12 protein-coding genes are annotated in these 12,575 nt (G+C 52.9%); 9 read left to right on the top strand and 3 right to left on the bottom strand.

The genetic code is table 11. The features are described from left to right. Positions 1–18: 18 nt before the first annotated feature. Entirely contained in the window at positions 19–654 is a 636-nt protein-coding gene (gene kynB, locus IEW12_RS28040; RefSeq protein ID WP_188569455.1) for an arylformamidase, read from the bottom strand. Positions 655–790: 136 nt separating this feature from the next. On the opposite strand from kynB, the gene IEW12_RS28045 reads away from it, so the two are divergent. After that, the gene (locus tag IEW12_RS28045) at positions 791–1,270 is read left to right on the top strand and encodes an Lrp/AsnC family transcriptional regulator (RefSeq protein ID WP_188569456.1); all 480 of its coding nucleotides are present in this window, start codon (positions 791–793) and stop codon (positions 1,268–1,270) included. A 38-nt stretch (positions 1,271–1,308) separates the two neighbouring features. On the opposite strand, the gene IEW12_RS28050 is transcribed toward IEW12_RS28045, so the two are convergent. Further along, the gene (locus IEW12_RS28050) at positions 1,309–1,767 is read right to left on the bottom strand and encodes a rhodanese-like domain-containing protein (protein ID WP_188569457.1); all 459 of its coding nucleotides are present in this window, start codon (positions 1,765–1,767) and stop codon (positions 1,309–1,311) included. 275 nt (positions 1,768–2,042) lie between these two features. Here IEW12_RS28050 and IEW12_RS28055 point away from each other — a divergent pair, with 275 nt between their 5' ends. The 8 genes from IEW12_RS28055 (at position 2,043) to IEW12_RS28090 (ending at position 10,528) form a co-directional block, all read left to right on the top strand. Next, positions 2,043–3,116 (top strand): substrate-binding domain-containing protein, encoded by a 1,074-nt coding sequence (locus IEW12_RS28055; protein WP_188569458.1) that lies wholly within the window; start codon positions 2,043–2,045, stop codon positions 3,114–3,116. Between the two features lie 370 nt (positions 3,117–3,486). Next, entirely contained in the window at positions 3,487–4,902 is a 1,416-nt protein-coding gene (gene glnA / locus IEW12_RS28060; protein WP_188569459.1) for a type I glutamate--ammonia ligase, read from the top strand. Between the two features lie 143 nt (positions 4,903–5,045). Next, positions 5,046–5,519, top strand: coding sequence for a DUF4124 domain-containing protein (locus IEW12_RS28065; RefSeq protein ID WP_188569460.1), 474 nt, complete (start codon positions 5,046–5,048; stop codon positions 5,517–5,519). A gap of 84 nt (positions 5,520–5,603) precedes the next feature. Beyond that, the gene (gene glnL, locus IEW12_RS28070) at positions 5,604–6,677 is read left to right on the top strand and encodes a nitrogen regulation protein NR(II) (protein WP_188569461.1); all 1,074 of its coding nucleotides are present in this window, start codon (positions 5,604–5,606) and stop codon (positions 6,675–6,677) included. Positions 6,678–6,832: 155 nt separating this feature from the next. Beyond that, entirely contained in the window at positions 6,833–8,344 is a 1,512-nt protein-coding gene (ntrC, locus tag IEW12_RS28075) for a nitrogen regulation protein NR(I) (protein WP_188569462.1), read from the top strand. Between the two features lie 78 nt (positions 8,345–8,422). Beyond that, positions 8,423–8,911 carry an arsinothricin resistance N-acetyltransferase ArsN1 family B gene (locus IEW12_RS28080; RefSeq protein WP_188569463.1) on the top strand — a complete coding sequence of 163 codons (489 nt, stop codon included), beginning with the start codon at positions 8,423–8,425 and terminating at the stop codon, positions 8,909–8,911. A gap of 90 nt (positions 8,912–9,001) precedes the next feature. After that, entirely contained in the window at positions 9,002–9,547 is a 546-nt protein-coding gene (locus IEW12_RS28085; RefSeq protein WP_188569464.1) for an NADPH-dependent FMN reductase, read from the top strand. Between the two features lie 153 nt (positions 9,548–9,700). Continuing rightward, entirely contained in the window at positions 9,701–10,528 is an 828-nt protein-coding gene (locus tag IEW12_RS28090) for an HDOD domain-containing protein (protein ID WP_188569465.1), read from the top strand. Between the two features lie 68 nt (positions 10,529–10,596). Here the strand turns inward: IEW12_RS28090 and IEW12_RS28095 are convergent, their stop codons facing one another. Further along, positions 10,597–12,210: an NAD(P)/FAD-dependent oxidoreductase gene (locus IEW12_RS28095; protein ID WP_188569466.1), complete on the bottom strand. Its 1,614-nt coding sequence runs from the start codon at positions 12,208–12,210 to the stop codon at positions 10,597–10,599. Between the last annotated feature and the right edge of the window lie 365 nt (positions 12,211–12,575).

Here is a 12,575-nt window from a genome sequence, read left to right on the forward strand (position 1 = left end):
TTGGGTAGGTTTTTGTAATTAGAGCTTGCGCAGGATCGCTCGCACCGGGCTGGCATCCAGGCCGGACAGCTTCAGCGGCAGGGCAATCAGTTCATAGTCCCCCTCTGGGACCTCATCCAGGATGATGCCCTCCAGGATGGCCATCTGATGCGCCTTGACTGCCATGTGGCTATCCAGGTTTTTTGAATCTTGCGGATCCAGAGATGGACTGTCTATGCCTATCAGTTTTACGCCATGGCTTGCCAACAAGGCGATCGTGGCGGCGGCAACGCACGGAAACTTGTGGTCCCAGGCTTGTTGCGGCGCCTGGCGGTAGGTACGCAGCAGTACACGCGCAGGCACTGCGTCCAGCCTGCCTTGCAAATCTTCAGGCTGGACCAGCGATGAGTCTATGCAATGCAGTACGCGGCAAGGACCGATGTAGGCATCCAGGCCGACAGCATCAATGGCTTTGCCCTGCGGATCATAATGCGACGGTGCATCGGTATGCGATCCGGTATGGGTGGACATCGTGAATTTGCTGACCTTGACGGGGCAGCCGTCGGCAATTTCCCAAGTAGTCGCAGAAGAATATGAGGTATCGCCCGGCCAGACCGGAATGCCGGCTTCGATAACAGGGCTGATGTCCCAGATGCGGGGCTGTGTCTCTGCCATAGTGAGTCTCGTTGTATAAGTTTGATGCGTTATTTTATGCCTGAATTACTGGTTATTTATTGCAAATTGCAGTGGCATATCGTTCATTTATAGAATATAGTTCGAAAAATATATAAATAAACGGTGATAAATTCCAATGCAACTCGATGCGACGGATTTGAAGATTTTGCAGGCCTTGCAAGCCGATGGCCGTGTCAGCAATCTGGAGCTGGCTGAGAAGGTGTTTTTGTCGCCGTCCTCCTGTCTGCGCAGGGTCAGGATGCTGGAAGAGGCAGGCATCATCAGCCGCTATAGTGCAGTACTGGATGCGACCAAATTAGGACTGGAGGTGGATGCCTTCGTGCAGGTGACGATGCGCCGTGACGTGGAGCAATGGCATGAGAACTTTTCTCAGGCCCTGCAAAACTGGCCTGAGGTAGTCGGCTCTTACATCATCACGGGCGATGCGAATTATTTGCTCAGGGTGCGGGCCCGCAACCTGAAACACTATTCTTCTTTTGTGCTGGAGCGGCTGTATAAAACTACCGGTGTGCTGGATATACGATCAAATATCGTATTGCAGGTGATCAAGGATACCAATGACATCGCACCGGATTTGATGGCGGACGGAAAATGAAAGCGGGGCGATCGATCTATCGACGATCGCCCGTTTTTTTAAGCGCCGGCCCACGGCAGGCCGGCCTTGCACCATCCGCCCACTGATTTGCGGTGGCCATCCGCATCCTTGTCGCCCTCAAAGCCTTCCAGGATGTCATAACATTGGGTATAGCCGTTTTCGGTGGCGAGCTTGGCCGCGTGCCGCGAGCGTACGCCTGAACGGCACAAAAACAGAATGACCGTGTCCTTGCCGGCAACTGCGGACAGTTGCTGCAGGAAGTCAGGGTTAGGCGTACCTCCTGGATAGAGGTTCCATTGCACTGCCTTGTGCTGCGGTTCTGCGATGGCCACGCGCCCCACCCAGTCACGTTCTGCATTAGTGCGTACATCGACAAGAATGACATCGCCGCCAGCCTGTATCAAGCTCAAAGCTTCTGTGGGCGTGACTGCTCCGGCATATGGCAGTGCGCTGTCTTTTCCTCTTTGTCTGGCGTTAGCAAGGATACTTGTGGTCATAGTGAAGATCCGTAAATATTTTTAAGAAGCTGTTGCGAAATTACGCTGGCGCTGTTGCTCTTCTTCGCCGTACTACTCGTAGACTCGGCGTCCCCCCTGCTTCGTCGTCGCGCCTAGCCAGCCTAATTTCGCAACAGCTTCTTAGTGTCTGTGGGGGTGTTCCATTAATTATGCATCAAGTGCGGCGATCATGTCAGTCAGCCTGTTGGCTTGAGCTTGGGATACAATCCGTCGCAAACCATTCTTGAACGCCGGCATTTTCCAGATAAATTCAGATGTACAAAATTACGATCAATCCCCACTGGCAGATTGCAACGGATGGCAGCCACGCCACCGATACGACGATGCTGATACGCTTGCTGGTTTCGATACAGCAGACAGGCTCTATCGCGCTGGCGGCCAAAACCGTGGACCTGTCTTACCGTTATGCCTGGGGACTGTTGCATGATGCTGAAGCCCTGTTTAACGGGCCGCTGGTTGTTTCCGGCAGGGGGCGCGGCACCAGCCTGACTCCATTGGCAGAAAAACTGATGTGGGCCGACAGGCGTATTGCAGCCCGCTTGTCGCCCTTGCTGGAGAGTCTGGCCTCCGAACTCGCGAACGAACTGGACCGGATGGACAAGGACAAGCAACTGGCCTTGAGAATCGATGCCAGCCATGGATTCGCCGTTGCCGCTTTGCTGGAAAAAATGCGTGCGATGGCTTTGCCCGTGGAATTGCGTTACAGGAATAGCGCAGAGGCGCTGGCAGCCTTGGCGGGCAAGGAGTGTGATCTGGCAGGTTTTCATGTGCCGATAGGCGTGCATGAAAAAGAGGCCGCAACGCAATACCTGCGTTGGCTGGATCCGGAGCGGCACATGCTGATACATCTGGCGGTTCGCACCCAAGGCCTGTTTCTTGCGCCTGGCAATCCGCTGGGCGTGAAGTCGCTGACGGATGTCGCAAACGCCAAACTTCGTTTCGTCAATCGTCCGCAAGGTTCGGGCACCCGCATGTTGCTGGAGCTAATGCTGGCAGAACAGGGCATTCCGGTAACGGAAGTGAACGGGTTTGAGAACACGGAATTTACTCACGCAGCGGTTTCGGCCTATATTGCCAGCGGGATGGCGGACGCTGGCCTTGGCGTGGAAACTGCGGCAAGGCATTTCGGCCTGGATTTTATTCCGCTGATACGGGAGCGCTATTTTTTCGCCATCGACAAAGATGCGATGAAATTGCCAATTATGCAAAATATCATCGAAATGTTGCGTAGTGGCAGTTTTAAATCCACCTTGGGGCAACTGGAAGGGTATGACGGTGCAGAGGCCGGCAATATTCTAAGCATCGAACAGGCTTTTCAACTTTCCTGAACATTTCTCAGTCCACGACTGCACCAAATTAATGCGATTTTAATTTTTCGCGTTTTAATTGCATTATTTTGGTGAGTATTGGATTTTGAGAGTTATTTTGGTGCATTTCTGAAAAATGCACTAATCTGAGCTTTTCCGGAGGTCTTGCGGAAATCTTTGCAAAAACAAAGATTTAAAGAAATATTCATTTGCTTATGACAAGAGTGGTGGATGGCATGGATTCTGCTATCATCCTTTGCTGAGTTCTGCTGTCATCTGAACAACGGTGCTTTGCGATAGTTTATCGGCAAGCATGCGTAGCAGAAAAGACAACGAGCAGGCAACTCTGCATCTTTCGAATTATTTTTTAGCTCTATTTGAGGAGTTTCACATGGCAATGACAGCCGCAGAAGTCTTGAAGATGGCGAAAGACAACGAAGTAAAATTCGTTGACTTCCGCTTTGCTGATACCAGAGGTAAAGAACAGCACGTGACTGTGCCTGTCTCGCAGTTTGGCATGGACAAATTTGAGTCCGGCCACGCGTTTGACGGTTCATCCATCGCAGGCTGGAAAGGTATTGAAGCGTCCGACATGCTGTTGATGCCAGATCCGAATACAGCAAACATCGATCCATTCATGGAAGAAACCACACTGTTCATGCAGTGCGACGTGATCGAACCTTCCGATGGCAAAGGCTATGACCGTGACCCACGTTCCATCGCCAAGCGCGCTGAAGCCTACCTGAAATCCTCCGGCATCGGCGATACAGCTTACTTCGGCCCAGAACCAGAATTCTTCATTTTCGACGGCATACGCTGGAAAATCGATATGTCCGGTTGCTTCGTCAAGATCGACTCTGAAGAAGCATCCTGGACAACTGGCGAAAAACTGGAAGGCGGCAATACCGGCCACCGTCCTACCGTCAAAGGCGGCTATTTCCCAGTTCCTCCAGTCGACAGCTTCCAGGACATGCGTTCTGAAATGTGCCTGATCCTGGAAGCCCTGGGCATTCCAGTTGAAGTGCACCATCACGAAGTGGCTGGCGCTGGCCAGAACGAAATCGGCACCAAGTTCTCTACTTTGGTAGAGCGCGCCGACTGGACGCAGAACCTGAAATACGTGGTCTGGAATGTTGCCCACACCTATGGCAAGACAGCGACTTTCATGCCTAAGCCTATCGTTGGCGACAACGGTTCCGGCATGCACGTGCACCAATCCATCTGGAAAGACGGCAAAAACCTGTTCGCTGGCGACGGCTATGCAGGCCTGTCCGATTTCGCGCTGTACTACATCGGCGGTATCATCAAGCACGCCCGTGCATTGAATGCGATCACCAATCCAGGTACCAACTCCTACAAGCGTCTGGTTCCAGGCTACGAAGCACCGGTGAAATTGGCTTACTCTGCACGTAACCGTTCTGCTTCCATCCGTATTCCTTACGTTGCGAATCCTAAGGGCCGCCGTATTGAAACACGTTTCCCGGATCCACTGGCCAACCCATACCTGTGCTTCGCTGCACTGATGATGGCTGGTCTGGACGGCGTACAGAACAAGATCCACCCAGGCGAAGCAGCCTCCAAAGATCTGTACCATTTGCCACCAGAAGAAGATGCATTGATCCCAACCGTGTGCTCTTCACTGGAACAGGCTCTGGAATATCTGGACAAGGACCGCGAGTTCCTGACACGCGGCGGCGTCTTCACAGACAGCATGATCGATGCGTACATTGAATTGAAAATGCAAGAAGTACAACGCTTCCGCATGACAACTCATCCTGTCGAATTCGACATGTACTACTCCCTGTAATCGGGATTGCACAAAAAAGCGGGGTTATCCCCGCTTTTTTTTCGCCCTAATTTGTTACATCTGTAACATGCGTAGTACTGGCAATTGTGTTGCACGCCTGCATGACATACACTAAGCGTCATTAGCTACCATTTCACTCCCCTATGAATCGTCTACTCTCTGGTTTGCTTCTCTTTGGTATCTTTGCCGGCCATGCATATGCGGACGGCGACGTCTACCTGTGCGTTGATGAACATGGCAACAAGGAATACAAGAATACGGGCTTGACCAAGGGATGTAAGAAGGTGGAACTGCCGGGTATAACGATAGTGCCGGGGCCGACAGTGCCGAAGAAGGCGGCCAATGCAAAATCGCCTTCAGACTTTCCCAAGGTCGATGACAGCACTCAAAAGTCGCGTGATAGTGACCGCAAGCAGATTTTGCAGGATGAGTTGAAGACGGAAGAGCAAAAACTGGCGACTCAGAAAGCCGAGTTCAATAATGGTGAGCCTGAGCGGCGCGGCAATGAAAAGAATTTTGTCAAATACCAGGAACGGGTTAGCGCAATGAAGGACGACATTGCACGCACTGAAAAGAACATCGAGGCCCTGAAACGGGAAATAGCCAATCTGAAATAGGGTTCTTTCCTTCAGGTAATGAATCAGGCATGATGCTTGCGTAATAAGGTCGCTATAAGTAGCGGCCTTTTTTTATAGATTATCTTGAGAACTCCACTGACATCCCTTGCAGGCCTTGACCTGTTGTCCTCTGCCGTCATCGTACTGGACGCCGACGGCAGCATCATTTACGCGAACGCTGCGGCAGAAAGCCTGCTCGACAGCTCATTCAAATCACTAACACACCAAAAGTTGGCCGACCTGTTTTTGAACGGCGAGGAATTACTGGCCGTTTTCCAGCAGGCGGTAGAGCACCAGTTTGCCGACAAGCGCCAGGACCTGGCGCTGGAAAGGGCCGGCCGCGAGCCCCTGCAAGTACACAGCATAGTGACTGCACTGGATAATCCCGATACCCCGGTACTGATAGAGCTGAGGGAAAATGTGCAGCAACTGAAGCTGGACCGCGAAGAACGCATGCTGGATCAAAGCAAGGCAAACAAGGAGCTGATACGCAATCTGGCGCATGAAATCAAGAACCCGCTGGGCGGCATCCGCGGTGCAGCCCAGTTGCTGGAGATGGAGCTGCCGGAGCGCCAGTTGAAGGAATTGCGCGAATATACGCAGGTCATCATCAAGGAGGCGGATCGGTTGCAGACGCTGGTTGACAGGCTATTGGCACCGCACCGCTTGCCGCACATTGTCGGCGATGTGAATATCCATGAAGTATGCGAGCGCGTATTGCGCCTGATTTTTGCAGAGTTCCCGCATGGCCTGAACATCAAGCGTGATTATGACTTGTCGATACCCGAGTTCCGCGGCGACAAGGAGCAGTTGATACAGGTGGTTCTGAATATTGCGCACAATGCGGCGCAGGCACTGGTGGATCGCATCCGGCAAGGAGATGCAGAGCTGACTTTCAAGACCCGCGTACTGCGGCAGATCACTTTGGCCAAGGTTCGCTACAGGCTGGCATTAGACTTGCATATCATCGACAATGGTCCGGGTATCCCGTCCGAGATTCGTAACCGTATTTTTTATCCCCTGGTTTCAGGCAGGGATGGCGGCAACGGTCTTGGGCTGACGCTGGCTCAGACTTTCGTTCAACAGCATATGGGTGTGATCGAATGCGAGAGCCGGCCAGGGTTAACGGATTTCAGAATATTGATTCCGCTTCCTTGAACAAAGAAGGCGGAAGAACGGGTAGTGCCAAAAGTACTCCATCAATCTGGTGACGTCAGTAAGGGAATCTTCTATGCAAAGGAAAACGAACCCTTTCTTGCAAGAACTTCTTGCTGATGGCGCTGAACGCTTAACGCAGGATGCAAAACGATAATATGAAACCAATCTGGATAGTGGACGACGATGATTCAATTCGCTGGGTGCTGGAAAAAGCTTTAGCGCGGGAAAATCTGGTCACAAGAAGCTTTACCAATGCGCGCGATGCAATGACCGCGCTGCAAAGCGATACGCCACAGGTCCTGGTATCCGATATACGCATGCATGGCGCATCCGGCCTGGAATTGCTGCAGACAGTAAAAGCCAAATATCCGGGTTTGCCTGTCATCATCATGACGGCGTTCTCAGACCTTGAATCCGCAGTGGCGGCGTTCCAGGGTGGTGCGTTCGAATATCTCGCCAAGCCATTTGACCTGGATAAGGCGGTAGAGCTGATTCGCCGCGCACTGGATGAGAGCTTGCGCGAGTCCAGTGTCGAACAGGCGATTGCCGAAACACCGGAAATCCTGGGCCAGGCACCGGCCATGCAGGATGTGTTCCGGGCTATCGGCCGCCTGTCGCAATCTCATGTGACGGTGCTGATCACTGGAGAATCCGGGACCGGCAAGGAGCTGGTAGCGCGTGCTTTGCACAAGCATAGCCCACGCGCGGCACAGCCGTTTATTGCGTTGAATACTGCCGCTATTCCCAAGGATCTGCTGGAGTCAGAATTGTTCGGCCATGAACGCGGTGCTTTCACCGGTGCGCAAACGACCCGGCGCGGGCGTTTTGAACAGGCCGAGGGCGGTACTCTGTTTCTGGATGAAATCGGCGACATGCCTTTTGATTTGCAGACACGCCTGCTGCGCGTGCTGTCCGATGGTCATTTTTATCGCGTCGGCGGCCATCAGCCCATGAAGGCCAATGTGCGCGTGATTGCCGCGACACACCAGAATTTGGAATCGCGCGTGCGTGACGGATTGTTCCGCGAAGATTTGTACCATCGCCTGAACGTGATCCGCCTACGCCTGCCTAGTTTGCGTGAGCGGCGTGAGGATGTTCCTATCCTGGCCAAATACTTTTTGTCGCAAAGTGCGAAGCAACTGGGTGTCGAGGTTAAACGCATGTCGGAAGCTGCGCTGCATTTCCTGTCTGGACTGGATTTTCCCGGCAATGTGCGGCAGCTGGAGAATCTGTGTAACTGGATTACCGTAATGGCCCCGGGGCAGACTGTGGAAGTCCTGGACTTGCCGCAGGATCTTGTGTCGTCCGCAGTTCAGCATGTTTCAGGCTCTGTTGTCGCGGGTGAGGCTGGTAGCAGACGCGATCCAGTCGCCAACGGCCACACTCAAGAGGGGGCGTCCATCGCGCCTGCCGCTATTCATGCGCAAGTTGTCAGCACTGATAACTGGATGACCTTGCTGGATGCGGAGGCGACGGCAATGCTGAGCCAGGGCCAGTCTGAAGTCATTGATAAGCTTGGGCGTCACTTTGAATCGGTCGTCATCAAAGCTGCGTTGCGTCATACCCATGGCCGCAAGAATGATGCTGCGATCCGGTTGGGGATAGGGCGCAATACCATCACCCGGAAAATCCAGGAGCTGGGTATAGACGGCGCCAAAGACGATTAGATTTCAGTTGATCTGTAAATTGCCCTTGCCGGCTGTGTTGGCGGTGAGGGCATACGCTTAATTCAATTTCTGTATTACATGTCGAATATTCGTGCTGCAACCCCGTCTGATGCGGAAGAGATATGCCGCATCTACAATTACTATGTGATGAATACATCTATCTCGTTTGAAGAGGTAGAAGTGACTGCGGTAGAGATGTCCCGCCGTATTGCCGACGTCACGCAGCAGCTACCTTGGCTGGTTGTAGAGCAGGATGGCCTGATTGCCGGCTACGCCTATGCGACCAAGTGGCGGGTACGTTCAGCCTACCGTTTTTCTGTGGAGACCTCGGTCTACCTGTCACAAGATGCGCGCGGACAGGGCTTTGGCGCCAGCTTGTATGAAGCGCTGCTGGGTGAGCTTGGCAAGCTGGGTGTGCATGCAGCGATAGGCGGGATCGCGCAACCCAATGAGGCAAGTGTCCGGCTGCATGAAAAAATGGGATTTCACAAAGTTGCAATGTTCGAGCAGGTTGGATTTAAAAATGACAAATGGGTAGATGTCGGTTATTGGCAAAAGCTGCTCTGAGCTCCAGCATGCACGCTGGTTTTAGCGGGTGCTAAGGCGTGAGCGTCCAAAACGGATAATATCTGGTGGTCATCAGATATTACTTTTTTTATGTCCGGTCAAATTGAAATACTCGCGATTTCAGGTAGCCTGAGAACGCATTCCTCGAATACAGCCTTGCTCCATGCTGCGGCGCAGTTAGCTCCTGCCGGTATTGCTGTCAGCGTATATGATGGAGTGGGAGACTTACCCCTGTTCAACCCCGACCTGGAAGGGCAGGAGCCGGTCTCCGTGCTGGAGCTCCGTCGACAATTGAGAGTATCGCATTGCGTCATAATTTCCAGCCCTGAGTATGCACACGGCGTCACCGGTGCCATTAAAAATCTGCTGGATTGGGTGGTGGGCAGTGGAGAGCTGGTCGATAAGCCGGTTGCGTTGCTGAACGCCTCGGCGCGCGCCACATGGTCCCATGCGGCGCTGACAGAAATCCTGACTGTCATGAATGCCAGATTGATCCCGGCAGCGTCGTTGACCATTCCCCTGATAAATAATGCAGTCACATTGGAGGATATCTTGTCCAATGGAGATCAGGTCGCTACCCTCAGGCTCGCGTTATCTGCATTGTCAAATGCCGTCTGCGTTCCCGTTACTGCGTAAAAATGTATTTCTTTCAGTATTTGATAGGAGTATCATTTTTAACGCTTGAAGCAGATTCCCGCTGTTAAAATTGGCTTTCATCAAAGGTTCGACTCAATCAAGAACAATACCGGCTGCGACGGCCCCTGGGCCGTAACCATATAGGGAGACTTTATGAATTTCGATACACTGTTCCAGCAACAAAATGCACTTCCTTCCATACCTAAAGTAGTGCAGGAAGTCATCGATAGCTTTAATAATGAAAGCGTCTCCATCGATGAAATAGCCAAAAAGCTGATCGCGGACCAGGTATTGAGTGCGAAATTGCTACGCCTTGCAAATTCTTCCTACTATCATGCGTCGCGCAGTGTAGGCACGATAGATGATGCGGTGCTGATGCTGGGATTTATGACAGTAAGGACCCTGGTGATCAGTACGGGGCTGACTGGCAGCTTCAAGTCCATGCCCGGAGTTGACCTGAAACAGTTCTGGCGGCACAGCCTGCATACTGCAGTCATCGCAAAATGGCTGGCTAAGCAATTGCATGGTAATTCCGACTTTGCCTTCATCGTCGGTTTGATGCATGCGATAGGCCAATTGGTGATGCATGCGGCCATGCCTGAGAAAACCCTGCAAATCGATAAAATTGCCGGCACCCTGGATGCTCGCCGGGTCGATGTTGAACAGACTTCATTTGGCTACAACTATGCGGACGTGGGTGCGGAGTTGGCAAGGCGTTGGAGATTCCCTGACAATTTTGCGACGGTGATCAAGGCCTGCACCGATCCATTGGAGCAACAGCCGTTTGACACGATGGCCGCGATTATCCATCTTGCTGCGTGGCGTTCTCGCGCTGAAGAGAATAAATACTCGAAGGAAGAGCTGGAAGCAACTTTCCCAACCGAGGTTGCTGTCAAACTGGGAGTGAGGCCGGAACTAATGTTGAACGATATGCCGCCTCTGGCTGAGCTGGGTGCCGGCCTGGAGTCGCTCGTCAACTAAGACTGGTAGTAAGGGGCATAAAAAAGCCGCCTTGTATCAAGGCGGCTTTTTGTTTTGCGGTGAATTGCTCAGTTTTTGATAGCCTGCTGTATATCCAGTGCCACGGCCTCTGCGATCTTGATGCCGTCCACGGCTGCCGACAGGATGCCGCCCGCATAGCCGGCACCTTCTCCCGCAGGATACAAGCCCTTGGTATTCAGGCTTTGCAGCGTGTCGTCATGGCGCTTGATGCGTATCGGCGACGAAGTCCTGGTTTCTACGCCGGTAAGTATCGCGTCTTTCATGGCGAAACCCTTGATCTGCTTGTCAAAGGCGGGAATCGCCTCACGCATCGCTTCCACTGCAAAAGCCGGCAGCGCCGCCGCCAGGTCGCATAGGGTAATGCCAGGCTTATAGGAGGGAATCACGTCGCCAAGTTCGGTGGATGCTCGTTTTGCCAGGAAGTCTCCTACCAGTTGGCCTGGGGCGTTATAGTTTTTTCCGCCCATCTCGTAGGCCAGCTCTTCCAGCTTGCGCTGCAAATCGATGCCGGCCAGAGGGTGTTCCGGATAGTCTTCCGGCGTAATCCCGACGACGATCGCGCTATTCGCATTGCGTTCGTTGCGTGAATACTGGCTCATGCCATTGGTGACGACTCGGCCAGGCTCAGATGCTGCTGCTACCACGGTACCGCCTGGGCACATGCAAAAGCTGTAGACGGAGCGGCCATTCTTGGCGTGATGAACCAGCTTATAGTCGGCCGCACCCAGGATTTCATTGCCGGCATTCGGGCCGAAACGGGCCTGGTCGATGATTGATTGCGGATGTTCTATGCGAAAGCCGATAGAGAACGGCTTGGCTTCCACATAGACGCCGCGCTGATGCACCATGTTAAATGTGTCGCGCGCACTATGGCCGATAGCCAGTACGACGTGATCTGCCTTGATGTATTCTCCGTCATTTACGTGCAAGCCACGTACCTGGCCATCCTGGATGTCGATATCCGTGACTTTTTGCTGGAAACGGATCTCTCCGCCCAGCGCCTCTATATTGGTGCGCATTTCTTCTATCATCTTGACCAGGCGGAAGGTACCTATATGTGGCTTGCTCACATACATGATCTCTTCAGGGGCACCCGCCTTGACGAATTCGGTCAATACCTTGCGGCCGTAGTGCTTGGGATCCTTGATCTGGCTATACAGCTTGCCGTCTGAAAAAGTGCCGGCACCGCCTTCGCCGAACTGCACATTGGATTCCGGTTCCAGTTCGCGCTTGCGCCACAGGCCCCAGGTGTCCTTGGTCCTTTCCCTGACGGCCTTGCCGCGTTCCAGAATGATAGGTCGGAATCCCATTTGTGCCAGGATCAGGCCGGCAAACAGTCCGCAGGGGCCAAAGCCGATGACAACGGGGCGCTGCTCCGGTGCCTGTTCAGTGTGGGTGACGAAGCGGTAGCTGGTATCAGGCGTCAGGCCTATGCGGGGCTTGCCGGCATTGCGCGCCAATACCTTTTCATTGTTCGTCGTCTCTACATCTATTGTATAGGTCAGGATGATTGCGCTTTTCTTCCTGGCGTCGTAGCCGCGGCGGAAGATCGTAAAACTGACCAGCTCTTGTTCATTGATGCCGAGGGCGTGCAGGATCGCCGCTTTCAGTGCGGGTTCGGGATGATCAAGCGGTAGTTGTATGTCGGTCAGGCGTAGCATGTAAGTACAGTATTCCAGATAGCGGTGAATCATCTGCCGGATGTCAATCCGGCAGAATAAAGCGCTATTTTACCTGTTGGCCGGATTAAAGCCTAAAACTAGGCATAAAGCAGATTGCCGAGGGCGGTGCATTGTCTATATATAGGCGCGTGTATTTTTTACTGTCGTGAAAAGCGGGCATATTCGCCGCAAACAAAAAATCTAAACAATATTGAAGAAAGTGCTTGCCAGTGTGTGGGTGGCTTGCTATAGTTCGGCTCCCGTCGCGACACGCAGTAAATGACGCGAAACGAACAGCAGGAAACAGGGTTGTTTGAGAGCGAGTTTTACGAGCGGAATGAGACGGGAAAGAAGCAAAAGCGAGA

The sequence above is a fragment of the Parundibacterium terreum genome, assembly GCF_014636315.1.
Lineage (GTDB): Bacteria > Pseudomonadota > Gammaproteobacteria > Burkholderiales > Burkholderiaceae_D > Undibacterium > Undibacterium terreum.

Coding starts and splice junctions, on each gene's coding strand:
- kynB (WP_188569455.1), bottom strand. CDS start 654: ATGGCAGAGACACAGCCCCGCATCTGGGACATCAGCCCTGTTATCGAA.
- IEW12_RS28045 (WP_188569456.1), top strand. CDS start 791: ATGCAACTCGATGCGACGGATTTGAAGATTTTGCAGGCCTTGCAAGCC.
- IEW12_RS28050 (WP_188569457.1), bottom strand. CDS start 1,767: ATGACCACAAGTATCCTTGCTAACGCCAGACAAAGAGGAAAAGACAGC.
- IEW12_RS28055 (WP_188569458.1), top strand. CDS start 2,043: ATGTACAAAATTACGATCAATCCCCACTGGCAGATTGCAACGGATGGC.
- glnA (WP_188569459.1), top strand. CDS start 3,487: ATGGCAATGACAGCCGCAGAAGTCTTGAAGATGGCGAAAGACAACGAA.
- IEW12_RS28065 (WP_188569460.1), top strand. CDS start 5,046: ATGAATCGTCTACTCTCTGGTTTGCTTCTCTTTGGTATCTTTGCCGGC.
- ntrC (WP_188569462.1), top strand. CDS start 6,833: ATGAAACCAATCTGGATAGTGGACGACGATGATTCAATTCGCTGGGTG.
- IEW12_RS28080 (WP_188569463.1), top strand. CDS start 8,423: ATGTCGAATATTCGTGCTGCAACCCCGTCTGATGCGGAAGAGATATGC.
- IEW12_RS28085 (WP_188569464.1), top strand. CDS start 9,002: ATGTCCGGTCAAATTGAAATACTCGCGATTTCAGGTAGCCTGAGAACG.
- IEW12_RS28090 (WP_188569465.1), top strand. CDS start 9,701: ATGAATTTCGATACACTGTTCCAGCAACAAAATGCACTTCCTTCCATA.
- IEW12_RS28095 (WP_188569466.1), bottom strand. CDS start 12,210: ATGCTACGCCTGACCGACATACAACTACCGCTTGATCATCCCGAACCC.